The organism is Thermosynechococcus sp., assembly GCF_025999095.1.
Classification (GTDB): domain Bacteria; phylum Cyanobacteriota; class Cyanobacteriia; order Thermosynechococcales; family Thermosynechococcaceae; genus Thermosynechococcus.
This window is the reverse complement of sequence record NZ_AP024678.1, coordinates 240,302-264,620: the sequence shown is the minus strand read 5'-3', so window position 1 is coordinate 264,620 and position 24,319 is coordinate 240,302. Positions and strand designations below refer to the sequence as shown.

Genomic DNA, 24,319 nt, shown 5'->3' with positions numbered 1-24,319 from the left:
TATGGCGCAAGCACAACTGCCCCTCGATACCCCCTTGTCCCTCCCTGAGCATCCTAAGGCATGGAAGTGGTACGACTATTTCACCTTCAATGTTGATCACAAGGTGATTGGCATTCAATACTTGGTTACCGCCTTTATCTTTTACCTGATTGGCGGTCTGATGGCGGTGGCCATGCGCACGGAGCTGGCGACGGCAGATTCCGACTTTCTCGATCCCAATCTTTACAACGCCTTTCTCACCAACCACGGCACAATCATGATTTTCCTGTGGGTGGTGCCGGCAGCTATTGGGGGCTTTGGCAACTACTTGGTGCCCTTGATGATCGGGGCACGGGATATGGCCTTTCCCCGTTTGAATGCGCTGGCCTTTTGGCTGAACCCGCCGGCGGGGGCATTACTTTTAGCCAGTTTCCTGTTTGGGGGTGCCCAAGCGGGCTGGACCTCCTATCCGCCCTTGAGTACAATTACAGCCACCACTGCCCAGAGTATGTGGATTCTGGCGATCGTCCTTGTGGGCACCTCCTCGATTCTGGGATCGGTGAATTTCATTGTCACCATCTGGAAAATGAAAGTGCCCAGTATGCGCTGGAATCAACTGCCCCTCTTTTGTTGGGCAATGCTAGCGACCTCTCTGCTGGCTCTAGTCTCAACCCCTGTGCTAGCAGCAGGACTGATTTTGCTGCTGTTTGATATTAACTTTGGCACCTCGTTTTACAAACCGGATGCCGGTGGGAATGTGGTGATTTACCAGCACCTCTTCTGGTTTTACTCTCACCCAGCGGTCTACCTGATGATTTTGCCGATCTTTGGCATCATGTCCGAGGTGATCCCCGTGCATGCCCGTAAGCCTATCTTTGGCTATCAGGCGATCGCCTACTCCAGTTTGGCCATCTGCTGTGTGGGTCTCTTTGTCTGGGTGCACCACATGTTCACCAGCGGTACGCCCCCTTGGATGCGGATGTTCTTTACGATTTCAACCCTGATTGTGGCGGTGCCGACGGGGGTGAAAATCTTCAGCTGGGTGGCCACCCTCTGGGGCGGTAAAATTCGCCTCAACAGTGCCATGCTCTTTGCCATTGGCCTACTGTCAATGTTTGTCCTGGGCGGTCTCAGCGGTGTCACCTTGGGGACTGCCCCTGTGGATATTCACGTCCATGATACCTACTATGTGGTGGCACACTTCCACTATGTGCTTTTTGGCGGTTCTGTGTTTGGCCTCTATGCAGGCATTTACCACTGGTTCCCCAAAATGACCGGACGGCTTCTCGATGAGCGCCTAGGGATTCTTCACTTTGTGCTCACCTTCATTGGTACCAATCTGACCTTCTTGCCCATGCATGAGTTGGGTCTGAAGGGGATGCCCCGCCGCGTTGCTATGTACGATCCCCAGTTTGAGCCAGTTAACCTCATTTGTACGATAGGTGCTTTTGTCTTGGCCTTCTCAATCATTCCCTTCCTGATTAACATCATTTGGAGCTGGAATAGGGGCAAAGTTGCTGGCGATAACCCTTGGGGCGGTCTTAGCCTAGAGTGGGCGACCAGTTCACCGCCGCCAATTGAAAACTGGGAGGTGCTGCCCGTGGTTACCAAGGGTCCCTACGACTATGGCATTGAGCGGCGCCAGGAAAGCACCGATGAGGATCGTGACGAGGAAGAGTAGGACACTTAGGAGTTAGGAGCAAGCCATGCAAGGTACTGTTGAGTCTCAAGGGACGGCCATAGCGGTTGATCATGCCCATGAGCACCCTGATTTTCGGGTTTTAGGGTTGCTGGTCTTTCTAATTTCTGAATCCCTGATGTTTGGCGGCCTCTTTGCGGCCTATTTACTCCTGCGGGGCATGAATGAGCAATGGCCACCCGAAGGCACCGAGGTGGAACTGCTTGTGCCCACAATTAACACTCTCATTCTCATCTCCAGTAGCTTTGTCATCCACTACGGCGATGTGGCCATCAAAAAGGATGATGTTCGCGGCATGCGCAAATGGTATTGGCTTACGGCGGCGATGGGGGCGGTGTTCCTTGGGGGGCAAGTGTATGAGTACCTCACCCTCGGCTACGGTCTGCGCACTAATGTGTTTGCCAACTGTTTCTATGTGATGACGGGCTTCCACGGTCTCCATGTCTTTATTGGCATTTTGCTGATTTTGGGGGTCATCTGGCGATCGCGCCGTCCGGGGCATTACAGCGCCCACCGCCACACGGGGGTGACGATGGCAGAGATCTACTGGCACTTTGTGGATGTGATCTGGATTATCCTCTTCACACTGCTGTATATCCTGACTCGCTTTTAGGGGCAGGTCTTGAACTGGGGCGATCGCGGATCAAAGTTGCACTGATAGACCACGGGGGCTTGCCAACTCAAGGGAATTTCTAAGAGGTCACGGGTACCCGTAATTCCCTGCAATAAAAAGAGAACCAAAGCAAGGGAATTGAAGCCAATGTGAATCCGCCGCCACGTGAGCGATCGATCTTGGTAAATCTCTCGCACAATGGCCACAGAAAAAATCATCAGCATCACCGCCGCCAGTCCAAAGTAAAAGTGAGAAACCCACCACTCGTCATCGCGGCGAAAGACTCCGGGCTGAAGGGCGAGGATGATCACCCCCATTCCTGAGAGCGTGGCAAAGACAGCACGCCATAGCTTTGATTGAGCGCGATATAGGAGCACTGTTGCGGCGATGGTGACAATAAACATCAGCGCTACGAGGACCACAGAGAGCGGTTGCAGTGTGTTCTTCGCCGCCTGCATCAAGAAGCCCTGAAAGCCAAACACGACTGAATAGGCCAAGGCCACCAATGTGATACCAATGACGCCTGCAGCTAGGAGATTGCCCAATTTCACGTGCAAACTGCCGACTGTGGCAGGGATTGAGGTGGTGTCTTTGAGGCGACGCTGCCGGGTTTGCAGGGCAAAGAACGTTGTGATACCAAGCACGGGAAAAACAAATGTGCAGGCCAAGATGGGATGCAACAGCAAAATAATATCTTTGAGGTTGAGAAACATACTGGCTAAGAAGAATTAGTCCAGTTTTAAGGTAACGAATTTAGGGGCGAGGTCAATCAAAGAACAGCACTGTTGTTAGTCATCCAACAGTAGCCACCAACAGGGTCACTAGGAATCCCTATAACCGCGCATCCGTGCCTGCTTGTCGTTTGCAAATATCCTCGTGAATGCTACCGTATCAATCCGCTGCCCTAACTTGGTCTCGACAGCATTAATCTGTTGTTCTAGTTTGGCCTCGACGGCATCAATTTTGTCCTCAAGCCCTATTCTGACACTTCATTAACGGACGTGGAGGGATTCGAACCCCCGACCCTCGGAACCGGAATCCGATGCTCTAATCCACTGAGCCACACGTCCAGCTCTCTGATCATAGCATTAACCCAGGTACGCTTGCTGAACCCTTGGATCACTCAAGAGATCTGAGGCCTTACCACTAAGGGTCATTTGGCCTGCCTCCAGGACATAGCCGCGATCGCCCAATTGTAGGGCAAGGTGAGCATTTTGCTCCACCAGTAGTATTGTCATTCCCTGTTGCCGCAGCTGCGCCAAAATGGCAAAAATTTCCCGCACCAAATTGGGTGCTAAGCCTAAACTGGGTTCATCAAGGAGCAGCAAGCGAGGACGACTCATTAGGGCACGGGCGATCGCCAGCATTTGCTGTTCACCCCCACTGAGGGTTCCTGCCAGTTGGTGTTGCCGCTCCCGTAGTCTGGGAAACCGCTTGAGTTGCTCTTCGAGATCTTGGGCAATCTGCGCTGCATCTCGACGGCAGTAGGCACCGAGAAGGAGATTGTCCCGTACGGTTTGACGCGCTAGAACCTGACGCCCCTCTGGACAATGGGCAATACCCAACCTGACTAATTCATGGGGCGATCGCCCTGCAATAGATTGACCGGCAAAGCGAATAATACCTTCACTGGGAACAAGTTTAGAGATGGCACGCAGAAGGGTGGTTTTGCCAGCACCATTGGCACCCACAAGGGTAATGCACTCCCCGGCTTCCATAGACAGACTCACCTCTTGCAGAGCACAAATGCCACCGTAGTGGACACTCAGGGACTCGATTTCCAAAATGCGAGCTTGAGAACTCATCCCCTAGGCCGTGGTCTGTGATTCTGCTCTGTTGTGGGAGCTACCCCTTGCCTCTTCCCATTCAGCAATGGCGGCATTTTCTGTTTGGGCAGCGGCACTGGTGACGAGGGCGGTAATTTCTCGAGGAGAGAACCCTTCTTCCATGAGCTCCCGATAGATAGGATGGAGATTGCGTTGCAGTTCTTTGAAGATGGCGCGGGCGCGATCGGTATAGCGAAAGTTTTGGTCAAATAAGCTGGCCATCATAAACCTCGCAAGGGTACTGCCACTATAGCGTAGCGTAGTGACCGCAGGAATTGCGGTCAAGTTACCTTATCCCAAGCGGATAGCAGATAAGCACAGTGGCGGTAATAGGCAGTTGTTATCTCCTGTGCGGTTGGGTGTTACCTGTCTGCCTGTGTGCCCAAGCTGTAAGGCAGAAATTTCAATTTTGTGCCCTGTAGCTAGAAAAAAGGATTAGCCAGCTACTCTGCCTCTTCGTCGAGATGATAACGACGATAGAGAAAGTCAAGGGCATCATTGCGCAGTTGATAGTAGGTGGGATCTTCAAGGATGCGCTCGCGATCGCGCGGACGTGGAAAGGGAATGGTCATGATCTCGCCAATTTTGGCAGCGGGGCCATTGGTCATCATCAGGATGCGATCGGCCAAAAAGAGGGCCTCGTCAATATCGTGGGTAATCATTAGCACGGTGCAGCGGTGTTCTTGCCAAATATTCAACAACTCTTCCTGCAGTTCCTCTTTGGTGATGGCATCGAGGGCACCGAAGGGTTCATCGAGAATCAGGATCTCTGGCCGAATCGCCAGGGCACGGGCGATCGCCACCCGTTGTTTCATCCCCCCTGATAATTGAGACGGATATTTATTGGCCGCATCCGCCAAGCCCACCATGGCCAAGTGTTCGCGGACAATCGCCATCTTTTGTGGACGGGATTTTTCTGGCCAGACAGCATCCACTGCCAGATAGACATTCTCAGCCGCAGTTAACCACGGCAAGAGAGCATAGTTTTGAAACACCACCATGCGATCGGGCCCCGGCTCCTTGATTGGCTGACCCTTGAGGCGTACTTCCCCCGTTGTGGGACGCACAAAGCCCGAGATCATATTGAGTAAGGTGGTTTTACCGCAGCCAGAGTGGCCAATGACGCAAATAAACTCCCCCGCCTGAACATCGAGGGTAATATCCGTGAGTACAGTGAAAGGTCCATTACGGGTGGGATAGACTTTGCTCACCTGTTCTAGGCGCAAAAAGGATTCCGTAGAGCCTACGGCCACAGCGGTAGTCATGGTTTGATTGCCGTTGCTAATCATGGATAACTCCGATAACTCCAGGGGGGTCTGACATCAGGGGGGATTGCGGACTTAGGCTGCCCGTGACACAGGTAAATTCAGGGGAATCTCGGCCATATAGACTTCGTGTTTGATGGTGAGGCTATTGAGATAGCTAATGGGATCATCGGCATTGAAGGTCGTGCCATCAAACAGCTGGATAGGCCCGGTGCGATATTTAATATCCAAGAGTCCCAACTCGCGGGCGGCTGTGCTAAAGACACTCACGCGGCATACCCGTTCCAGAATCTCCACCCAATTGCGAGGGAAGGGAATCGTGCCCCAGCGAGCCATCTGCGTCATCATCCACAGGTGTTCGGTGCGACTGGGACGATTGACCCCGTCGCCAAAAAAGAGATGGTGCACTGGCCCACCTTGTTCATTGAGCCCTAGCTCCAAATACTCCGGGTTGGTGGCCACATAGGCTTTGCGGCTGAGGATTTCCTTAATCTCCTCACTGTGGGCAGGATCGGCACAGTAGCGACAGGCATCCAGTAGGGCCTTGACCAAGGCAATGTGGGTATTGGGGTAGCTCATCGCCCAATCTTCCCGCACCCCCAGTACTTTCCCTGGATGCCCAGCCCAAATGTCCATGTCACTGGCAATGGTAAAGCCCAGTCCCTCTTTGACCGCCCGGAGGTTCCAAGGATCGCCTACACAATAGCCATCAATACTGCCAGAGCGCAGATCCGCCACCATTTGCGCCGGTGGAATTGTTTGCAGGTGGACATCGCGATCGGGGTGAATGCCCCCTGCTGCTAGCCAGTAGCGCAGTAGGAGATTGTGCATGGAAGAGGGATGTACCATGCCCAAGCGATGGGGGCGATCGCGGGTTTGCCGCAAGTAGTGGTGAAAGTCACTCAGGGTACGAATCCCCTGCTCGGCAAATTCCCTTTTCAGGGTGATGCCATTGCCATTGCGGCTAAGGGTGAGGGCACTGACCACCGGCAGCGGCTGCTCTTCATGGCCGCCACAGGTCAGCCACACCGGCATCCCCGCTGGCATCTGAGCGGCATCGAGGTAGCCTGCCACAATCCCGTCCACAATGCCGCGCCAACTGCTCTCGCGCACAAGGGACACTTCCTCAAGGCCATGGTGGGCAAAGAACCCCTTTTCATAGGCGATGGCGATTGGAGCACAGGCGGTCAAGGGCACAAAGCCAATTTCCAAATTTGTTTTTTCGAGACCATGGCGGGCGATCGGCGGTTTGCGACGCGCCTGCAACTGTTTCACCCGTTTTTGCTGGTTGAGGAAATAGATGATTTCACTGCGCAGACTGTAGTAACTGGGGTGTTCAACAACGGCCATCCGCTGCCGCGGACGGGGAATATCCACCTCAAGGATGCCGCCAATTTTGGAGCCGGGGCCATTGGTGAGCATGACAATCCGATCCGAGAGGAGCACCGCCTCATCCACATCGTGGGTCACCATCACCGCCGTTACCTGCTGGGCTTCGCAAATCTTCATCAATTGTTCCTGCAAATTGCCCCGTGTGAGGGCATCCAAGGCACCAAAGGGTTCGTCCAGCAGCAGTAGCTTCGGCTGAATTGCCAGGGCGCGGGCGATGGCCACCCGTTGTTTCTGGCCGCCAGAGAGCATTGTGGGTGGCTTGTGGGCATGGGGGCGCAACCCCACCAGGTCAATATGGGACTCGACAATTTGCCGCCGTTCAGCGGCAGTCAGGTGAGCAAGCACTTCATCCACTGCTAGGGCAATGTTCTCGCGTACCGAAAGCCAGGGCAGCAGCGAATAGTTTTGAAAGACCACCATGCGATCGGGACCCGGTTGGCGCACTCGCTGTCCCTCCAGTGTCACAACCCCTGAGGTGGGCAGGTCTAAACCGGCGATCATATTCAGTAACGTGGACTTGCCACAGCCGGAGTGACCAATGAAGGAGACAAACTCCCCCTTTTGAATGGTCAGGTCAATCCCTTTCAGCGCAAGATACTGCCCTCCATTTGTGAGGTCAAAGATCTTCTCCACCTGATCTACGGTCACGAAAACGCCCATGATTCCCTCCTAGCGATTTGCTGGTGCAATTTTGCTTTGCAGGAAGCCCACCAAGCGATCCAAAATCAGACCAATGGCACCGATATAGACCACCGCGACAATAATTTCGCTGACATAGTTTTGCTGATAGGCATCCCAGATAAAGAAGCCAATGCCCGCCACGCCTGACATCACAATTTCGGCCGCGATAATGGCCAACCAGGCCAAGCCAATGGCAATCCGTAACCCTGTAAAAATGTAGGGTAGTGCTGAGGGCAGCAGAATTTTGAAAAAGAACGTTTTCCTGGATAGTCGCAGCACCCGCGACACATTTTTGTAGTCCTGGGGGATTTCCCGTACGCCCACAGCAGTATTGATGAGAATTGGCCAAATGGCGGTAATGAAGATCACAAAGATTGCAGCGGGTTCATTTTGGCGCAACGCCGCCAGGGAGATAGGTACCCACGCCAAGGGAGCCACCATGCGCAGAAATTGAAAGATGGGGTCGAGAGCTTTGTTGAGCGCTTTACTGGTGCCCACCAAAATCCCCAGCGTAATTCCAATAATCGCGGCCAAGCCATAGCCTTGGGCAACGCGGGTCAAACTAATTAGCGTCTGCCGTGCCAACCCCTGATCAAGGGGACTGTTATAGTAAAAGGGATGAAAAATGAGATAGCGACTGCGCTCATCAGCAAACACCTGAATTGGGCCAGGGAGGGCCAGAATTTTGGCGGTAGATAGCATTTGCCAAACAATGAGAAACCCAATCAGGCCAATAATCGGCAGATAAAAATCAGATCCCCGCTGACGTAAAAGCGTTGTCAGAGGATTGACAGGGCCATTGCGGCGCACAGATGCAGTAGCCATAGCAGTCTCCTATTGAATCCAATTAACTAGGACTTGACCTTGATTTTGAGGCTGTTTAGATAGGCTTGGGGGTTGTCGGGATCAAACTTGACGCCATCGAAGAACGTTTCCACGCCGCGGGAATCGCTGCTGGGAATGTCGGCTGCGGGAATCCCCAGCTCCTTGGCGGCCTCTCGCCACAAATCGGCGCGGTTCACCCGATCAATGATTTGCTTGATATTGTCAAAATCTTTAAGCTTATCGGCATTAAAGCCCCAGCGCAAATTCTCGGTTAAAAACCACAGATCATGACTCTTGTAAGGAAAAGAAACACTATTGCCGTTGGGATCCCGCCAGTAGAGAGGTCCGATGTTAAAGTCATTGAAATTTGGTTGACCATCCCCCATGGTGTAGGTGCCTTCATAGGGCGGTGTCAGGATATTGCCAGGAACGTTGAAGTATTCACGGCGGCTGCAAATCTGAATCAATTCAGGACGATTGGCCTTGTCGTCACACCACTGTTGTGCTTCTATGACTGCCTTGAGCAGGGCTTTGGTGGCTTTGGGGTGTTTGTCTACCCAGTCGGCCCGCACCGCTAGGTACTCTTCGGGGTGGTAGGGCCACATCTGGGCTGTCAGAGTGGCCATAAAGCCAATATCATCGCTGACAATGCGGAAGGGCCAAGGATCACCGGTACTGAAGGCGTCCATGGTGCCGTTGCGCATTCCGGCGACGGTTTCGGCGGGTGGGACGGCTAATAGGTCAATATCGCGATCAGGGTCAATGCCGTTGGCGGCAAACCAATAGCGGATCCAAAGGTCTTGGTTGACTTGGGGAAAGGTATAGGCGGCTTTGAATTTACGTCCGTTTTTAGCGGCAAAATCCTTGATATAGTTCGGGTCAGCAATTTTTAGGTGAATGCCTTTTCCTCGATTGGCTCCGGAAATGGCAATGCCGTTGCCTTGGGTATTTAATTGGGCCAGCAGGTACATGGGTACCTTTTGATTGTTGAGGGTAATGATGCCCTCGCTGATGAGGTGCGGCATGGGCATTTGCCACTGACCGCCATCAATGCCACCACCGGCGGAGCCAATGACGACGTTGTCACGGGCACTGGCCCAGTTGGCTTGCTTGGCCAGTTGCGCGTTGGCCAGGCCATGTTTGGCAAAAAAGCCCTTTTCTTTGGCAATGATTAGAGGGGCAGACTCAACAATGGGAATAAAGCCTAGTTTAATTGTGTCTGTTTCTACATCTGCGGCAGTTCCACCGCCCTGTTGCTGTCCTTGGGGACTTTGGGCTGGGGCACATCCCTTGAGGGCGATCGCCCCCACAGCAGTAGCAGTAGCAGTCATTAAAAAGCGACGACGCGATAATTGAGACATAGTGTGACCTATATCGAGAACAGTAAATAGTTGACAAAAAAACTCGATTCCCAAACCGGCAGGTTGGGACAGGTTTTCCAATTAACGGTGACGAAAGACCGAAATTTGGATTGTAGACAATCTATCATCACAGCCCGCCAAAAAGATATAGGTCTATACTATAAACTGGGTCAATGTTTTTTATTAAACTTATAACCTGAGCTAATGAGCTAATATGATTAAGTCCCTCTATGGGCGTAATTTGCCCACTTGATTAAGGAATGTCGGGAATAATGGCAAGTTAACTTGTTGCCAATCTTTAGCCTTGGGCTTGATTGGCAGCACTTTAGAGGATGTGCTCTTGGAGGTACACCTCAGCCTTATCTATGGTCAGCGGCGGGGCAAAAAGATAGCCTTGGCCAGAGGGACAGCGCAGCGATCGCAACCGTTGCAGTTGAGTGGTATTTTCAATGCCTTCGGCAATACAATCAAGGTGTAGATTGCGAGCCAAGGCCAAAATCGTGCGCACCAATTCAAAGTCTTCTTGGCTGCGATCCATTTGGGAAATAAAAGACAGATCGATTTTAATGCCATCCAAGGGAAGACTACGTAAATAGCTCAGGGAAGAGTAACCTGTGCCAAAGTCATCTATGTTAACGCGCACCCCCATGGCTTTGAGCTCGGCGAGAATTTCGCGGGCGGTATCCAAGTGCTGCATCAATGTACTCTCAGTAATTTCAATCTTCAGAAATTGACCGGCTAAATGGTGGTGCTCAAGGGTTTGCCGAATCTCAGGCACAAGGGTAGGCAAAGAAAACTGATTCGCTGACAGGTTGATACTTACCGTAAGGCCAACGGACTTAAGCTTGGGATAACGCTGTTGCCACTGCTGCAACTGTTCACAGGCACTGTGCAGCACCCAGCGGGAGAGTTCAAAAATGAGGCCAGTTTCTTCAGCAACGGGAATAAACACGGAGGGGGAAATGAGGGTATCCCCCTTTTGCCAGCGTAGGAGTGCCTCAAAACCTTTGAGCGATTGGTTATGGAGCTTAACAATTGGCTGGTAGTAGAGAACAAAGTCGCCCCGTTCAATGGCTTGCCGCAGCTCCACTTCTAAATGCAGGCGATCGCGCAGCTGTTGCAGCAGCAGGGGCTGAAAGACATCAATGCGATTGTGTCCCTTCGTTTTCGCGTGGTACATGGCCATGTCGGCATTCCGGAGCACTTCTTCACTACTGGTGTAATGGAGATTGCCCATGACCAGCCCGATACTCACAGTGGTATAGAGGGTGTAGTGCTCAATTTCAAAGGGATGGCTGAGGCGATCGCGCAGCCTTTCGGCAATGGCCTGAGCCTCCTCTATGCCCTGAATATCGTTCAGCAAAACTGCAAATTCGTCGCCTCCGAGGCGTGCCACTACATCCTGTGGGCTGACACAACGACTCAGGCGCTGGGCAAATGCTTTGAGAAACAAATCCCCAATGGAGTGTCCCAGGCTATCGTTGAGGGTTTTGAAGCGATCTAAATCCAAGCAGAGAACGGCGTAGTGGTAATTGGGGTGCTCGGCGGCATAGCGCAGGGTTAGGCGCAATTTTTCCTCAAAGAACGAGCGATTGGCTAAATGGGTGAGCTGGTCGTGACGGGCTTGGTACAGCAGTTGAGCTTCAATCGCTTTGCGCTCTTGAATTTCTGCTTGGGCTCTTTGATAGAGTTCCGCTTGGAGGATGGCGATCGCCAACTGGGTGGAAATTTGCTTTATCAGGCCAATTTCCCTATCCTGCCAGTTGCGAGGGTGGCCACATTGCTGACAGATGAGCAATCCCCAGAGGCGCCCTTCCACAACAATTGGGACGACAAGATTGGCCTTGACCTGGTAATAGGCCAGCAAATCGCGATAACAGGGGTCAAGGGCCGCCGTGTCTAAATTATGCACCACATGGATGCGACCGCGCCTGTAGGCCTCTGCATAATGGTCCCTAAAACAGGAATCCCCCACCAGCTCTCCCAAAGCTGATGACCAAGGAGGCACTACGGCTTCAACCTCCATAATGCCGCGCCCGCGATCGAGGAGACGATAAATAAGCACGCGATCGCACTCCAGTAATTCCCGGATATCGTTGACGGTATTTTCAAGAATCGTAGTCAAGTCGAGGGATTGGTGAATGTGCTGCGTAATTTCCATCAGCAGGCGATCGTACTGGGCTTGGCGTAGTAGGGCCTGTTCCACCTGATGGCGATCGATGGCATGGCGAAAACTGCGGGCGAGTAAATTGGGACTGAGTTCTTGAATCGTTAAATAGTCCTGAGCGCCACTGTGAAGGACTGGAGTTTCGACCTCAGGGCGATCGCTTGTATCAATGACCACCAGGGGCAACTGGGGATACTGCTGTTGGAGGGTCTCGACAGTATTGAGGAGCTCCTCCCCCTGAGCTATCAAAACAAGCAGATGGGGCTTCACCTGAGCAACCACCCCGGGGGTTAGATGAGCATAACAACAGATTTGAACGTCGTAGTAAACCTGCTCAATTTCTATCAGATAGGGATATAAAATTTCACCGGCTTGGGGAATGCTTGCAACCACTAGTAGGTTGATTGAGGCCAGTGCACACTTTTTGGGGGAGTGATTCTTCAAAGGGCCTGCCGCCTTTGCTTCAATGATGGCTGGCAAGTTATGGGGTGAGTCATCAAGAGGGGATAAAACGACTAGTTTTGCAATCATTCCTAAATTAGTGCTAGAGACATTAAAGCAAATAGTTATAAAAAATTTTCAAACTATTATTTAATTTTGCCTTCATTTTCCCCTCTTAGTCTATCATACACCCGTTTTCTAAATATTCAAAGTCCTGCATATGTGATGATCCCCTAGAGACATTGAGCGGTCTTTCTAAGGGCAATCTATCCTGGCTGCAAGGGTGACCACCCCTGATGGGGATCACGGTGCCATCGTGTTTAGAATACTCTAGATGTTGATGAAAGTAGCTAGCTTGGAATCAGTCTTCCCCAGCAAAAAAGGGGATGATTGTGTGTAGAAAACAAATTTAAGAATGACTGCAGATTTCTCTCTCCCCATTGCCGGTGGCGATCGCTTGGTGTTGCCTCCCCTTGTCCACTGGCGGATTTTTATCGAAACGCTGCGCCACGAAGGCTGGTACGACCCCAGTGCCATCCCCATTAAGTAGAAGCTTACCCCTGGGCACTTCCCAAACAAATATGATGTTGTAGGGACTAACTGTGGGGGGGGATCAAGGCGCCACAGTGGCGGCAATAGGGCAAGTGGCGGTAGGTGGGCTGCCCACAACTGGGACAGGGCATCCACTGCAAATAACCACAGTGGGGACAGTGTTGATCGAACGCTCGCAATCGTTTGCCACAGCGCACACAGCGTTGTTTTTGAATGCGTCCTGCCGCCTGTCGCTGCGGATTGAGGCAAAAGGCTTGAGCAATCTTGATGATACCAAACCCCAGTGCTGGAACCAGCAGGATATAAACATAGCTCACCAAAAAAAGCAAGCCGCCAAAGAGGGCAAGAATCCTTTGGGAGAGCCATGCAAAGAGTGCGCCCACCTGCAGCAGCTCAAAGATCTTCAGCACCGCAGGAATCAAGATGATCACCAATAGGTGCCAACTCATCAGGGCGAGGAGGCCATAGCGCCGGCGATCCGCGAAGCGATACACCCAGAGGGCAATGCCTATCAGCGGTAATAAAAAGAGAACCTGTAGGAGCAATTGCAGGCTGGGATACCAAAATTGAGAGCGTTGATATTCGCCTTCAAGCTGGGCAAATTGGCTGGTGTCCTCTAAAAAATTCAGGAAGGCTTGGCTATCGGGTTCCTGGAGAATCGCCCGTTCAAGGGCAGCTATCTCATTTTTGAGAGCGGCAATCTGGCGGTCGTTGGCCTCAAGGGTGACTTTGGCCTTGGCGGCCGCCACCAAGTTGATAGACTGATCCTGCGGCTGCCCCGCTAGCTGCTCCAATAGGGTCGAGTCATACTCTTGGCGAATGCGGGCATTGGTAGCCTCGAGGGTTTGAATTTGCGCCTGTTTTGTCTGGAGTTGTCTGAGTCGGGCCTGATTAGGGGGGCGGTTGACAGCATCCTGATATTTTGCATAGGTCAAGCAAATGGATGAGAGGGTTCCCAGTTTCCCTTTGGCGCTTTCTTCTAGCTGGGGTAGGTAGCCCTGGGGCAATGGCTCCAGGGCAATTTGCTGCTTGAGAAAACGAATCGCGCGATCGCTGGCTCTATCCTGACGATAGCTTTGCCAAGGCTCATAGCAGGGCTGCGCTTGAGTGGGACTCAAGGGCCAATTGCGAATTTCGCTGAGGCCACTAAAGACATTAATAAGGATAAAAATATCCACCAATATAATGACAGTGAGACTGACCCAATTGAGGGGCTCGCCATTGACAAGGCGCGATCGCCGCCAAAACGCCCCCCAAGCCTGTCTGAGCCTTCGGCCTATTCTCATGGGAGCGCAAACCCAAAGGCAAGTTTTACCCGCTCTAAAGTGGCATTTGCCACACTCGCTGCCTGCTGTTGGCCTTTTTTCAGCAAATCCTTCAGGTAGCTTGGATCTGCCATAATCTCGTTGTAGCGCTGCTGAATTGGTTCAAGGGTAGCAATCACCGCATCCGTGAGTAGGGGCTTAAACTGTCCCCAGCCCATATCGGCACACTCTGCCGCCACTGCCTCCTTAGTTTTTCCCGTGAGCACTTGATAGAGGCTCAGCAGGTTATTGGCTTCGGGGCGATCGGGATCGTCAAAGACCAAGCCACGAATCGGATCCGTTTTGCAGCGCTTGATCTTTTTGCGAATGGCATCAGGGGAGTCCAAAAGGTTAATCCGACTCAACTCCGATGGATCTGACTTCGACATTTTTTTGGTGCCATCGGTGAGACTCATCACCCGTGCCCCCGCCTGAGGAATCAAGGGCTCCGGCAGCTTCAAAATTGGCGGCTGATTGCGGGCAAAGAGGTAGTTTACACGGGCGGCAATATCGCGGGTGAGTTCCAAGTGCTGTTTTTGATCTTCGCCCACGGGCACAAGATCGGCATCGTAGAGCAAAATATCGGCTGCCATCAGTACTGGGTAGTCCAGTAGTCCTGCTGCCACATTTTCGCCCTGCTTGACGGCTTTTTCCTTGAATTGGATCATGTCCTCCAGCCAGTTGAGGGGGGTAATGCAGTTGAGGAGCCAAGTGAGTTCGGCATGGGCGCTGACGTGGGATTGCACAAAAATAGTGGCGTGGGCAGGATCAATACCACAGGCCAAATACAGAGCTGCTACTGTGTAGGTATTGGCAGCGAGTTCGGCCGGATTGTGGGGGACTGTAATCGCGTGTAAATCCACGACGCAAAAGTAGTTTTCATACTCTGCTTGACCGGCTACCCAGTTGCGAATGGCACCGAGGTAATTGCCTAAATGCAGGCTACCGGTGGGCTGTACGCCCGAAAGCACCCGTTTTTTGGTCACCCAAGCCTCCTTTAGTTGCTGCTCTATCTATGCTACAGCCCTAACTGGGGGCTGATTCCGGATTGGTAGCCTTAGTTCGTGCCTCCAATTCTTCAAGGCGGCTTTTCAGGGTTTGATTTTCCTTTTGCAATTCGCTGAGGGTGGTCTCTAGAGTCTTGAGACGATCATCACTGCCAATGGCTTTTTGCACCTTGGCAATGCTTTCATCCACGAATCGCTTGATGCGGCCATCGGTGGTGCGATCGCCCACCTGTTGCAGGATACCCAAAACCCGTGGATGGTCAATTTGACTCAGGGCCTCCACAACGGCCATCTGGGTAAAGAAGAAGGTCTCATGGCTCAGTTGCTCTAGCCGTTCCAGAATTAGCTGCAGTTGGGGATGGTGGCGATCGCCAATCGTGCCAAGGGTACGAATGGCCGCTAAACGCAACGGTTGCGGGACATCGGCAGCAGTATAGTCGAGAACTAAATTCACCGCTTCAGGCAAATTCTTAAGTTGCCCCACACCAGCGATCGCCCCACAGCGAACCACCTCGTTCCAGCCTTGGCGCGTTTCTAAGGCTTTGCGCAGTCGTTTCAGCACCTTTGCGGGCTTGGGTTTCGGTTGCAGTTTGGCAGCGGCAATGACACCAATTCCTTTGAGGGCGGCTGCTTCAACGCTATAACTGGGGTCGCCATGCTTGGCAATGGGCTTGAGGAGTTCGTAGGCTTTCGCGGACTTAAATCCTGCAATGGCCTCCACTGCTGCGGCGCGCACATGGGGATGGTGATCGGCAAGCGCCAGTTTCAGGGCAGCTAAACTTTGATCCAGTTGAATTGTGCCTAGGACTTTGGCAATTTCGCGGCGAACCCCCCAGAAGGGTTCCCGTTTCAGCGCCTCTGCAAGGACTTGAACCACCTCTAGGTTGCCTTTTTTACCAAGGGCAATCGCGGCTTGAATGCGTCCGAGCACATCGGGGTCGTCCTGAAGTTGCGCTTTCAGCTCTGGCAGGGGGTACTCTAGGGTAACAGTCTTTAGTGTGTGGTTGCCGGCATCAAAACTCACAAAGCTGGGCTGCTGTGGCAGCGGTAGATAGAAGGTGTGCTCTGGTTCATGAATGCGCAGCGGCATGATTTTCACTGACACTTGTCCCTGCTCATCTACGGTACCGATACCGATGGGAATCCGCAGATCAAAAAGATTGCGCTCTAGGGGGGTAACGCCTGCGGTCACCTGCTGCTGCTTGACCGTGAGAACCGCCAATTGATCCGCTGCTTCCCAGCGATAGCTGACATGGAAGTCGGGATGACCGCCGCGAAACACGTATTGGTCAAAGAGGGGAAGTAAGTTGCGTCCAGTGGCACTTTCAATGGCCCGCAGGAGATCCACCGTTTCAACGGTTTGATGGGCGTAGGTCTGGACAAAGGTTTGAATGGCTTTCCAGAATAGTTCTTCGCCGAGTTCTTGGCGGATCATGTGATAGACACAGGCGCCTTTTTCGTAGAGGTGGCGATCGTAAAGTTCAATGGCCTCGCGATAGATGTGGGTGACAATGGGGCGGCGGTAGCGATCGCTATCCTCACTGAGGTAGCTGCGCAACTCCCCAAGACGGTAGTAGGCGGCAAAATCAGCGCCATATTCCTCTTCAAACCACAGCACCTCGGCATAGGAGGCCATGCCCTCCTTAATCCAGGCATGGGACCAGTGCTTGATCACCACCAGATCCCCAAACCACTGGTGTGCCAGCTCATGGGCAACTAAGCTTTCACTGCGAAAATCTTCCGCAGCTGCCCGCTCATCCAAAAGACAGCGATCGGTGAGCAGCGTTGTCGAGGTATTTTCCATGCCGCCAAAGATAAAATCGGCCACACACACCTGGGCATATTTCGGGTAGGGGTAGGGATAGCCATAGATGCGGCTGAAAAAGTCAATCATCTTTGGCGTTTTGCCCAAGGTGCGTAGGGCATCGGCAGCGCGATCTTTAGCAACGTAGTAGGTGACGGGCTTGCCCTGCCACTGATCATCAAAAACGGCAAAATCCCCCACTGCCAAGGTCATCAGGTAGGTGGGGTGAACTTGGGGCTGGTACCAATCAAAGACTTGCCACTCCCCCTCGCTATAACAGGCACGCAATTCACCATTGGAAATGGCCTGTAAGGGTTGGCGCACTCGTGCTCTGATCTCTGAGGTGGCCAGTTGACCAGGATAGTCAAAACAGGGAAACCAATAGCGGGAGTCCTCATCTTCCCCTTGAGTCCAGGCTTGGGGTGGGTGGGTGGGGACAAAGTATAACCCTCGCTGAGGCTTCTCAAGGCGATAGTCAATGGCAATCAGCAGCGCCTGATCGGGGCTAATCCCTAGGCTCTCATCGAGGGAAATATCCAGGAATTCGCCATCGTAGTGGAAGGTTTGGGGTTGGTGCTGCACGGTCACACCCTTGATCTGTTGCCCCACGGCATTGAGGCGTAGGTATCGCAATTGAGAGTGGAGGGGGCGCAAGTGAATGTAGCACTGTCCCCAGCAGGTTTGAGCCTCTAAATCCAGCGTCAAATCCAGGAAAATATGTTCCACCCGTCCGGGGCGATCGGGACTGTAGTGGGGGCGGGCACCACTGAGAACAAAGGATTTTGCAGGAGTGACATCAAACGTCATAAAGTTATCATCAGGCCGCACGCTGTTATTAGTCTAGATGCCCTTCATCCAGCAGTTCAATCACCTTATGGCGACTGGTGTACCCTTTAACCAACTGAATACGCGACTTGGGTACGCGAAAATACTCTGCTAAGACGGCAATGAGTTCCTGATTGGCTTTACCATCATTGGCAGGGGCACGCACCATAACCAGAAGTTGACCTTCAGGGGTGATAGAGACAGAAGACTGCCGTGCATTGGGTTTGACGATGACGTGCTTTTTACTCATCGATTCTTGGGCTAGCGGTGGGCACAGATGTGCTGGCCAATTTCCTTATCAATTTTCATGATGTGGTTGACCAACCAATCCGCCAATTTACCATGAATCATCACGGCAACAGACTCATCCGCTTGACTGTGGCGATACTGCTGCTGAAGCTCCTCAAAGAGCCCGATGAATTGTTCATGGGCGCGATGGTTGACCTCTGCTAAGGGGCACTGGTATTTAGCAGCGCAGCTTTCCTCATTCTCAAAGTGCCACTCAGCGTAGTATTTCATAAACACAATGAGCTGTTTAATACGAGAAGCCCCCCGCCCCTGTTCAATGGCATCGGCAAGATCATTAATCGCGGCAACTAGCTCCTTGTGCTGAATGTCAAGCGTTGGCACGCCAGTACTCAGGCGATCTGTCCATTCAAAGCGTTGTATCATTGCCTTTGGCTCCATAGGAAGCGTTCACATGGGTTTTCGTTTTTAGGAATGTAAGGAGTCCCGCCAAAAAGGAGCTGCTGATTTCTGTCGTTTCACTCAGTTCAGGCTCAATAGCAGAGGGGGCACTAATGCCCGCAATCTCCTCGGCAATGCCCACCACCATTAAGCGGAAGCAGATTTTCTGTACCTCCAGAATCGGTAAGTTCAAAGCATGGCTAATTTCCTGAAGTGTCATTGTGCCTTTGGCGTACTCCCACACTTGCCACTCATGGCGATTTAGACGGTAGGGGGGCTGTCCCTGAATTGTGCTGGCGATCGCTGAACTGGGCAAGGGCAGCTTATCCATCAAGGCTGTCCAATCCCGCAGGAGTCGTAGACCCGCTAAGGAAATGTCCATCGGTGAGGCACTGAGTCCCGTCATTTCATGAAAGGGCAGCGGATGGTTGGCATCAAACTTGAACCAGCCCTCATTGAGACTAAAGAGCTGAGGAATCGGTGTCAGTACCTGCTGCTTAAACAATAACTGCAGCTGTTCCGGCTCAAGGGCACCCTGTGTTTTTAGGCAGAGGCCAAGGGAACCCGTGAGGGAACAAAAGGGCAGGAGGCGTTGGATCGTTGTGGGACGGAGCCATCCCCGCTGCTCAATAAGCCGTTGCAGTCCTTGATGATCTAAGCTTGTTGTTGCTGCCACAATCTGACCTAAGCGAAAGAAAATATAGTACTCCTGCGCCTGGGGGATGGGTGGCATTATCCCTGCCATTTCCACTGGTTTAATCGAGAGGCAGCCTGTTTTTTGCCCTTGCTCTAGAAAACGAAAAATTTCCCCCAAGGAAAATTCCGATAGATAACCTGTAATTTTCATACATTCCCCCTAATGAGTGATTGTTAAGTGGTGAGTGCGCTGTAGTTTGATTGCGAGGACTGGGCACGGGCATAGGCTTGAATGAGTGCCACCATGGCAGCAGCAACAGAGGACCTCTCCAAGGCATTGACTGGCAGCATCGGTGGGCGACGATGGGGACTTAAGTAGCCAAGGGCGATCGCGATCTCTTCAGCAGGCCAAGCATTGGGATTATCGGCATGGCTCAGACCCACTAGCATCGGAATCTTTGTGCGATGGCGCATAAAGGCCAAAATCCGCCGTGCCGCTCGAAAATCCTGGGGACGGTGAGAACTCACCAGCAGGATAAAGGCATGGGCTTTGCGAATGAGAATATCCCACATAAAGTCAAAGCGTTCTTGGCCAGGGGTGCCATACAGATGTAGGGCAACATTGGGGCCAAACTGAAGCCGCCCAAAATCCATGGCCACCGTTGTCTTTTCCTTGAAAGCAGCAGTTTCATCCGTTGCCTTGCGATCCGTATCCACTGGTTCAATCTCGCTAATCGTGCGGATGAATGTGGACTTGCCTGCCCCTACAGGCCCTGTAATGACAATGCGCATAATTTCCATAGGTCGCACCTCGATTTTGCCAGTCAGGGTGGCTTAAACATTCACTGCTGAACTCACATCGGTGAGTTGGTTTTGCAGATCGGCCAACACATTTTTAATTTCAAGATTGATAATTCCCAACTTGGCAGAGGCATCCGCTAGCACCAGAAAGACCGCATCTTCAGTACAACTAGTGAGAATGCCATAGCCATTGCTTCCCTCAACCAAAATTCGTTCCACTTGGCCACGACTCAGTTCTCGGCCAATCCGCTCCCCTAGGGACAGCATTGCGGCTGACATTGCCGCCACCCGTTCATCGTCCATGCCTCCTGGTAGAGCTGCTGCTAGCGTCAGACCATCGGGAGACACGAGGGCTGCCCCTTGGACATTACTGGCATTGGCAACAAAGTTTTGCAGTGTGGCTTCCAGTTTTGCAGCGTTAATCGGCATGGTTGAATCCTCTTTAAATACTCGTGCAGAATTTTGAACACTTAGCTCTCCTTGTTGGGAGACCTACATAGCAGCCGCACCCGTGGCAATCAGACGCTGAAACAGTGCCTGTGTCCAACCGGTTTCTTTGAGGACTGCTTGGGAAGAAACTTCAAAGTAGGCCTGCTCAATAAAGGCAAGATCAATCATGCAAATTTTGCCAAGAGCGTCACTGAGGGCTTCGGATTTGTTGGCTTCCCTTAATTTTTGGCGTACGGCATTCACGACAACCGCCATTGCAGGCACCACGTGCTGCGGGCCAATTCCAATGCGCACATGGACAAGGCCAATTTTCCAGCGTCGCTCAGCATAGGCTTTGCCCCAACTGTCCATTCCTGTGAACATTTCATAAAACCAGTCCACAAAGGTTTGGTGCAGACGATGGATTCGCCCCTCCGTGGCATTGAGGATAGCGTTCATTTCTTCGTCACGGCCTAGATAGTCATAAAAAATATCCGCCATTTGCGGAGCAATTTCTTTCCCCCAAGGGGCAGCTTCAGCTAACAGCGATTTGTCTTCATCGGTCAACTGGACTCGTCGTACCATTGTTGCCATAAAATTGATTGGCTCGATTGTCATCTTCTTTACCTCGAAACACTGAATGATTACTGCATGAATTTAGCTAGTAGATCAAGTGAATTGACTGATTATTCACAATTGAGTGATGAGAATTCAGTCAAGCGCCTGCTCTTACAAGTTAACAAGAAAATCCGCCAAAACCTGAAAATTTCGGAAATGATTAACGATTCCCCCTGAAAAATACAAGTGCTGCTGACCTAACGCTCTGCCTTAGAGGCTTAAAATACTTTTCCCCACACGACAATACTGAAATTTTGGCTTAGGTGCAACCTCTTGCGCATCACTTCAATACGGGAGTCAAAGCTGTCAATGAAGCTAGGAAGTGTGAAACCGGCTTACTGATAACCCGCCCCTAGTCTAGAAGCAGGTTGTTCATGCAGAGTATCCCCCTGACTGTCTAATACAAAGAATCTAATGGAAAGAATAGATTTACTCTTTGGTTCTTTGACTGTATCCCTGGGCACACTACACAAAATAAAATGATTAGATGTGTTTTTTAATTATTCTTTAGATTTTTAGTTTATTTTTGTGTAGAAATGAAAGCAACTTTTACAAAATATCCCCACTGCCTTGACCTCATTCTACGAAAGTATGACACCGTTGCATTGTTATCCATCTAGCAATTCTTGGGCAATGATAGGTATTGATCTTGAAAACGGGAGGATGGTTGTACCTCCGATCGCTTGACCGAGCCAGGGGAGATAAAAGCCAAGCTGCAACAGCGCGGTGCCCAACTTGACTCAATCCAAAGCAAGGGCAGCGCTGGTGAAGATGTCAAAGTAGATATTGAAGCCAAAATTGAAGCCTTGAAGGCCAAACGCAATAAAGTCACTCAATAATTGGCTGCCCTCAAAGCAGGGGGAGATGATACTTGGGAGTCCATCAAAGCGGGGTTTCAAGACGCGGGGGAGGAGTTGAGCAAGGCCTTTGAGGAAGCAGCCAGTGGGTTCAGGAGGGCATAAGCACTAATAAGTACTAATTAAGTACTTTTTGGTTAAGTACTTTTTGGGTTCCAGCCCTCGATGGTCACATCGACGCGATCGCTCTCGTGGGACAGCGGTGCAATATTCAAGTAATACAAGGGCTGATCAGGGGATAAATTCCGCAGCCAGTGCAGACATTGGGCATCCACATGGACGTAGGAGCCGGTCTCCACAGGGGTGCGAGTCAAGGCAGTGGCCGCCACAGAATCGGCAGGGGGTGTCATGGGGCAAGTGATGAGTTCACCCACACCCGACACAATCAGGAAAATATCATCCCCCCGATGGTGGTAGTGGGGATAATTGGCTTGTCCTGGTTCGATGCGGTAGAGGCTAGAGGCCAGTTCAGGGTTATGGTGATCCAAGGGACAAACGGCATAGCCAGGCCGTTTGGGTGTCCAAGTTTGACAGCGCTCAACCAACTCAGGAAAAGAAAAAACTAACATTGGCTTTTCCGGACAAATCTTCACCATTGGGTTATTGTATCGCTAAGCGATCGCGCTATCCTAGCCTGTGGTCTGTGTCGGAGTTTGGCATGAGTACACCTATCTCAGTCATTGTTGTTGGCGCCCTTGGTAAGATGGGGCGCGAAGTCGTTAAGGCTGTACACCAAGCACCCGACACAGTGCTCTATGCTGCCATCGATCGCAAGCAGGTGGGAGAAGATATTGGCGAAGCTTTGGGGCTAGGGGCATTAGAAATTCCCATTAGTGGCAGCTTGCAGGAGGTGTGTGTGGCGGCTGCCCAAGAAAAACAACCCGTGGTCATGGTGGACTTCACCCATCCCCAAGCGGTGTACGAGAATGTGCGCATGGCGATCGCCTATGGGGTCTATCCGGTGGTGGGCACAACAGGTCTGAGTCCTGAACAAATTGAGGAACTGGCCGAGCTCGCCGACAAGGCCGATATGGGGGTGGTGATTGCGCCGAATTTCTCCATTGGCATGGTGTTGCTCCAAGAGGCGGCCATCCGCGCCAGCCAATACTTTGACCATGTGGAGATCATTGAACTCCACCACAATCAAAAAGCCGATGCCCCCAGTGGTACTGCCCTGCAAACCGCACAGCGTTTAGCTGAATTGGGCAAAACCTTTAACCCACCCCAGGTGCAGGAATCGGAACATCTTACGGGGGCGCGGGGGGCCTGTGCCATGGCTGAGATTCGCATCCACAGTGTTCGCCTGCCGGGATTAATTGCCCATCAGGAGGTGATTTTTGGGGCACCGGGGCAAATTTATACACTACGCCATGACACTAGCGATCGCCAGTGCTATATGCCGGGGGTACTGCTCGCCATTCGCAAAGTCAGGCAACTCAAACGCTTGATCTATGGCCTTGAGAAGCTGCTCTAGTCAAACTTCAGGAGTTTGCTGCAACAACCAAAAGCCCTGCAGGGTCTCCTGTGTCGGTTGTTCCTTCACTGCGATAAAGTGCAGCCCTTGGCTTTGGGTACAGGCGTCCTTAAAGGCCGCCAGTTCCCTTTGAATCTGAGGATTGCGGCCACTAATGAGAACCCAGCGATCGCTCGCCCCCGTTTCCAAGATCAGCAACGGCTGCGGTGTCTCCTCAAAACTGAGAGAGGCCGGCTCTAACCCCGATAGCCAACCCGCCAAGGGCAGTGCCCGCTGCGAATAGATAATTAACCCTGGCAGGAGCGCATCGTCGCTGAGGCTCAAAAAGGGCAGGGGTGGTACCTCACCAAAGGGCAGCTCCCATTCGGAGGCGGTTTTAATTTCCCCAAGAGGGAGGCCACTAAATTGCCAGCGATCGCCCCGCAGCGCCGCTGGTAAAGGTTGCGCTGCCGGCGGGATTAACTGGGGTGGCGTTGCCAGCTCCGCTTGGTAGTTCGGTAGGGTTGGATAGAAGTTTGTGGCGCGATCGCGCAGCCAATCATAGAGAGCAAACGTGCGCCGACTCGGCACCATCACTAATCCTGCCGCTTCTCCCCCCCGCGTAATAATGCTGGTCATGGCTCGGCGAAAAAAACGCACTCGCTGGGGTTGAACCCCCTCTGCCAGGCCCAGTTGCTGTCGCCATTGAACCATGGCTTCCTTAAGTGCCGCTGCTAACCAGCGGGCATTGGCTTCAGCTCCTGCACAGGTTTTGCTGAACCGAAATTGTTGCTGGCGATCGCAAACCAGCAGCTCCCAGATTTTCCTGTTGTTTTCATCCACAAGGGGACGGGAATAAAAATCCAACTCCCAGATCGTATCCATTCACACCTAGTCAGGAACGTTAGCTGCAAACTTGATGGGATTTGCCTTTCCTAGGATAGGCGGTTTTGGTCATCAAGGTAAATGTATAACGCGATACAGATTTTCCAATCTGAGAACTGGTGCAATCAGAAACTAACTGCGGGTCAATGCTTTGCTTGGCTCAAGTCAAACAGCAGCCAGATGATTTTCTGGCGCAATGGTGCCGCAACTGC

General features: G+C 52.1%; 24 protein-coding genes and 1 tRNA gene. 5 read left to right on the top strand and 20 right to left on the bottom strand.

Annotation, left to right across the window (positions count from 1 at the left end):
- Nucleotide 1: 1 nt before the first annotated feature.
- On the top strand, nucleotides 2-1,660 hold the full coding sequence (ctaD, locus tag Q0W94_RS01290; protein ID WP_297760064.1) for a cytochrome c oxidase subunit I: 1,659 nt from the start codon (nucleotides 2-4) through the stop codon (nucleotides 1,658-1,660).
- 25 nt (nucleotides 1,661-1,685) lie between these two features.
- Nucleotides 1,686-2,291, top strand: a complete 606-nt coding sequence (locus Q0W94_RS01285) for a heme-copper oxidase subunit III (RefSeq protein WP_297760062.1) — start codon at nucleotides 1,686-1,688, stop codon at nucleotides 2,289-2,291.
- Here Q0W94_RS01285 and Q0W94_RS01280 read toward each other — a convergent pair.
- The 9 genes from Q0W94_RS01280 to Q0W94_RS01240 all read right to left on the bottom strand — a co-directional run bounded on the left by Q0W94_RS01280 (nucleotide 2,288) and on the right by Q0W94_RS01240 (nucleotide 12,201).
- Entirely contained in the window at nucleotides 2,288-3,004 is a 717-nt protein-coding gene (locus Q0W94_RS01280; RefSeq protein ID WP_297760060.1) for a DUF4079 domain-containing protein, read from the bottom strand. The two genes, Q0W94_RS01285 and Q0W94_RS01280, sit on opposite strands and share 4 nt — an antisense overlap.
- 283 nt (nucleotides 3,005-3,287) lie before the next feature.
- Nucleotides 3,288-3,361, bottom strand: a tRNA-Arg gene (locus tag Q0W94_RS01275).
- An 18-nt stretch (nucleotides 3,362-3,379) separates the two neighbouring features.
- Entirely contained in the window at nucleotides 3,380-4,096 is a 717-nt protein-coding gene (locus Q0W94_RS01270; protein ID WP_297760058.1) for an ABC transporter ATP-binding protein, read from the bottom strand.
- 3 nt (nucleotides 4,097-4,099) lie between these two features.
- Nucleotides 4,100-4,402, bottom strand: coding sequence for a hypothetical protein (locus Q0W94_RS01265; protein WP_297760056.1), 303 nt, complete (start codon nucleotides 4,400-4,402; stop codon nucleotides 4,100-4,102).
- 158 nt (nucleotides 4,403-4,560) lie between these two features.
- On the bottom strand, nucleotides 4,561-5,382 hold the full coding sequence (locus tag Q0W94_RS01260; RefSeq protein ID WP_399372438.1) for a nitrate ABC transporter ATP-binding protein: 822 nt from the start codon (nucleotides 5,380-5,382) through the stop codon (nucleotides 4,561-4,563).
- Nucleotides 5,383-5,457: 75 nt separating this feature from the next.
- Nucleotides 5,458-7,434 carry a nitrate ABC transporter ATP-binding protein gene (locus Q0W94_RS01255; RefSeq protein WP_297760052.1) on the bottom strand — a complete coding sequence of 659 codons (1,977 nt, stop codon included), beginning with the start codon at nucleotides 7,432-7,434 and terminating at the stop codon, nucleotides 5,458-5,460.
- 9 nt (nucleotides 7,435-7,443) lie between these two features.
- Nucleotides 7,444-8,280, bottom strand: coding sequence for a nitrate ABC transporter permease (gene ntrB / locus Q0W94_RS01250; RefSeq protein ID WP_297760050.1), 837 nt, complete (start codon nucleotides 8,278-8,280; stop codon nucleotides 7,444-7,446).
- Nucleotides 8,281-8,306: 26 nt separating this feature from the next.
- Complete coding sequence (locus tag Q0W94_RS01245; protein WP_297760048.1) at nucleotides 8,307-9,641, bottom strand: CmpA/NrtA family ABC transporter substrate-binding protein; 1,335 nt, start codon at nucleotides 9,639-9,641, stop codon at nucleotides 8,307-8,309.
- A gap of 325 nt (nucleotides 9,642-9,966) precedes the next feature.
- The gene (locus tag Q0W94_RS01240; protein ID WP_297760046.1) at nucleotides 9,967-12,201 is read right to left on the bottom strand and encodes a bifunctional diguanylate cyclase/phosphodiesterase; all 2,235 of its coding nucleotides are present in this window, start codon (nucleotides 12,199-12,201) and stop codon (nucleotides 9,967-9,969) included.
- Between the two features lie 463 nt (nucleotides 12,202-12,664).
- On the opposite strand from Q0W94_RS01240, the gene Q0W94_RS01235 reads away from it, so the two are divergent.
- Nucleotides 12,665-12,799 carry a hypothetical protein gene (locus Q0W94_RS01235; protein WP_297760044.1) on the top strand — a complete coding sequence of 45 codons (135 nt, stop codon included), beginning with the start codon at nucleotides 12,665-12,667 and terminating at the stop codon, nucleotides 12,797-12,799.
- Nucleotides 12,800-12,845: 46 nt separating this feature from the next.
- Here Q0W94_RS01235 and Q0W94_RS01230 read toward each other — a convergent pair whose 3' ends face one another.
- From Q0W94_RS01230 to Q0W94_RS01190, 9 genes are all read right to left on the bottom strand, one after another.
- Nucleotides 12,846-14,087: a hypothetical protein gene (locus tag Q0W94_RS01230; RefSeq protein WP_297760042.1), complete on the bottom strand. Its 1,242-nt coding sequence runs from the start codon at nucleotides 14,085-14,087 to the stop codon at nucleotides 12,846-12,848.
- Nucleotides 14,084-15,091 carry a tryptophan--tRNA ligase gene (trpS, locus tag Q0W94_RS01225; RefSeq protein WP_297760040.1) on the bottom strand — a complete coding sequence of 336 codons (1,008 nt, stop codon included), beginning with the start codon at nucleotides 15,089-15,091 and terminating at the stop codon, nucleotides 14,084-14,086. Before trpS ends, Q0W94_RS01230 begins: the two co-directional genes overlap by 4 nt.
- Nucleotides 15,092-15,131: 40 nt before the next feature.
- Nucleotides 15,132-17,723, bottom strand: coding sequence for a M1 family metallopeptidase (locus Q0W94_RS01220; protein WP_297760038.1), 2,592 nt, complete (start codon nucleotides 17,721-17,723; stop codon nucleotides 15,132-15,134).
- A 28-nt stretch (nucleotides 17,724-17,751) separates the two neighbouring features.
- Nucleotides 17,752-17,991: a DUF167 domain-containing protein gene (locus Q0W94_RS01215; protein ID WP_297760036.1), complete on the bottom strand. Its 240-nt coding sequence runs from the start codon at nucleotides 17,989-17,991 to the stop codon at nucleotides 17,752-17,754.
- 11 nt (nucleotides 17,992-18,002) lie between these two features.
- Nucleotides 18,003-18,413, bottom strand: a complete 411-nt coding sequence (locus Q0W94_RS01210) for a hemerythrin family protein (protein ID WP_297760034.1) — start codon at nucleotides 18,411-18,413, stop codon at nucleotides 18,003-18,005.
- Nucleotides 18,397-19,275, bottom strand: a complete 879-nt coding sequence (locus Q0W94_RS01205) for a DUF4388 domain-containing protein (protein WP_297760032.1) — start codon at nucleotides 19,273-19,275, stop codon at nucleotides 18,397-18,399. Before Q0W94_RS01205 ends, Q0W94_RS01210 begins: the two co-directional genes overlap by 17 nt.
- A gap of 23 nt (nucleotides 19,276-19,298) precedes the next feature.
- Nucleotides 19,299-19,865 (bottom strand): ATP/GTP-binding protein, encoded by a 567-nt coding sequence (locus Q0W94_RS01200; RefSeq protein WP_297760030.1) that lies wholly within the window; start codon nucleotides 19,863-19,865, stop codon nucleotides 19,299-19,301.
- A 33-nt stretch (nucleotides 19,866-19,898) separates the two neighbouring features.
- The gene (locus Q0W94_RS01195; RefSeq protein WP_297760028.1) at nucleotides 19,899-20,294 is read right to left on the bottom strand and encodes a roadblock/LC7 domain-containing protein; all 396 of its coding nucleotides are present in this window, start codon (nucleotides 20,292-20,294) and stop codon (nucleotides 19,899-19,901) included.
- A 63-nt stretch (nucleotides 20,295-20,357) separates the two neighbouring features.
- Entirely contained in the window at nucleotides 20,358-20,912 is a 555-nt protein-coding gene (locus Q0W94_RS01190; protein ID WP_024125019.1) for a protoglobin domain-containing protein, read from the bottom strand.
- A gap of 683 nt (nucleotides 20,913-21,595) precedes the next feature.
- Here Q0W94_RS01190 and Q0W94_RS01185 point away from each other — a divergent pair.
- On the top strand, nucleotides 21,596-21,751 hold the full coding sequence (locus Q0W94_RS01185) for a hypothetical protein (RefSeq protein WP_297760026.1): 156 nt from the start codon (nucleotides 21,596-21,598) through the stop codon (nucleotides 21,749-21,751).
- Between the two features lie 155 nt (nucleotides 21,752-21,906).
- Here the strand turns inward: Q0W94_RS01185 and Q0W94_RS01180 are convergent, their stop codons facing one another.
- Nucleotides 21,907-22,338: a cupin domain-containing protein gene (locus Q0W94_RS01180; RefSeq protein ID WP_297760024.1), complete on the bottom strand. Its 432-nt coding sequence runs from the start codon at nucleotides 22,336-22,338 to the stop codon at nucleotides 21,907-21,909.
- An 89-nt stretch (nucleotides 22,339-22,427) separates the two neighbouring features.
- Between Q0W94_RS01180 and dapB the strand changes: the two genes are divergently transcribed.
- On the top strand, nucleotides 22,428-23,243 hold the full coding sequence (dapB, locus tag Q0W94_RS01175; RefSeq protein ID WP_297760022.1) for a 4-hydroxy-tetrahydrodipicolinate reductase: 816 nt from the start codon (nucleotides 22,428-22,430) through the stop codon (nucleotides 23,241-23,243).
- Here dapB and Q0W94_RS01170 read toward each other — a convergent pair whose 3' ends face one another.
- Nucleotides 23,244-24,107: a Tab2/Atab2 family RNA-binding protein gene (locus Q0W94_RS01170; protein WP_297760021.1), complete on the bottom strand. Its 864-nt coding sequence runs from the start codon at nucleotides 24,105-24,107 to the stop codon at nucleotides 23,244-23,246.
- Between the last annotated feature and the right edge of the window lie 212 nt (nucleotides 24,108-24,319).

Excerpts from the sequence above, each read along its gene's own strand:
- ctaD (WP_297760064.1), top strand. The coding sequence starts at position 2 with ATGGCGCAAGCACAACTGCCCCTCGATACCCCCTTGTCCCTCCCTGAG.
- Q0W94_RS01285 (WP_297760062.1), top strand. The coding sequence starts at position 1,686 with ATGCAAGGTACTGTTGAGTCTCAAGGGACGGCCATAGCGGTTGATCAT.
- Q0W94_RS01280 (WP_297760060.1), bottom strand. The coding sequence starts at position 3,004 with ATGTTTCTCAACCTCAAAGATATTATTTTGCTGTTGCATCCCATCTTG.
- Q0W94_RS01270 (WP_297760058.1), bottom strand. The coding sequence starts at position 4,096 with ATGAGTTCTCAAGCTCGCATTTTGGAAATCGAGTCCCTGAGTGTCCAC.
- Q0W94_RS01260 (WP_399372438.1), bottom strand. The coding sequence starts at position 5,382 with ATGACTACCGCTGTGGCCGTAGGCTCTACGGAATCCTTTTTGCGCCTA.
- Q0W94_RS01255 (WP_297760052.1), bottom strand. The coding sequence starts at position 7,434 with ATGGGCGTTTTCGTGACCGTAGATCAGGTGGAGAAGATCTTTGACCTC.
- ntrB (WP_297760050.1), bottom strand. The coding sequence starts at position 8,280 with ATGGCTACTGCATCTGTGCGCCGCAATGGCCCTGTCAATCCTCTGACA.
- Q0W94_RS01245 (WP_297760048.1), bottom strand. The coding sequence starts at position 9,641 with ATGTCTCAATTATCGCGTCGTCGCTTTTTAATGACTGCTACTGCTACT.
- Q0W94_RS01235 (WP_297760044.1), top strand. The coding sequence starts at position 12,665 with ATGACTGCAGATTTCTCTCTCCCCATTGCCGGTGGCGATCGCTTGGTG.
- Q0W94_RS01230 (WP_297760042.1), bottom strand. The coding sequence starts at position 14,087 with ATGAGAATAGGCCGAAGGCTCAGACAGGCTTGGGGGGCGTTTTGGCGG.
- Q0W94_RS01220 (WP_297760038.1), bottom strand. The coding sequence starts at position 17,723 with ATGACGTTTGATGTCACTCCTGCAAAATCCTTTGTTCTCAGTGGTGCC.
- Q0W94_RS01215 (WP_297760036.1), bottom strand. The coding sequence starts at position 17,991 with ATGAGTAAAAAGCACGTCATCGTCAAACCCAATGCACGGCAGTCTTCT.
- Q0W94_RS01210 (WP_297760034.1), bottom strand. The coding sequence starts at position 18,413 with ATGATACAACGCTTTGAATGGACAGATCGCCTGAGTACTGGCGTGCCA.
- Q0W94_RS01205 (WP_297760032.1), bottom strand. The coding sequence starts at position 19,275 with ATGAAAATTACAGGTTATCTATCGGAATTTTCCTTGGGGGAAATTTTT.
- Q0W94_RS01200 (WP_297760030.1), bottom strand. The coding sequence starts at position 19,865 with ATGGAAATTATGCGCATTGTCATTACAGGGCCTGTAGGGGCAGGCAAG.
- Q0W94_RS01195 (WP_297760028.1), bottom strand. The coding sequence starts at position 20,294 with ATGCCGATTAACGCTGCAAAACTGGAAGCCACACTGCAAAACTTTGTT.
- Q0W94_RS01190 (WP_024125019.1), bottom strand. The coding sequence starts at position 20,912 with ATGACAATCGAGCCAATCAATTTTATGGCAACAATGGTACGACGAGTC.
- Q0W94_RS01180 (WP_297760024.1), bottom strand. The coding sequence starts at position 22,338 with ATGTTAGTTTTTTCTTTTCCTGAGTTGGTTGAGCGCTGTCAAACTTGG.
- dapB (WP_297760022.1), top strand. The coding sequence starts at position 22,428 with ATGAGTACACCTATCTCAGTCATTGTTGTTGGCGCCCTTGGTAAGATG.
- Q0W94_RS01170 (WP_297760021.1), bottom strand. The coding sequence starts at position 24,107 with ATGGATACGATCTGGGAGTTGGATTTTTATTCCCGTCCCCTTGTGGAT.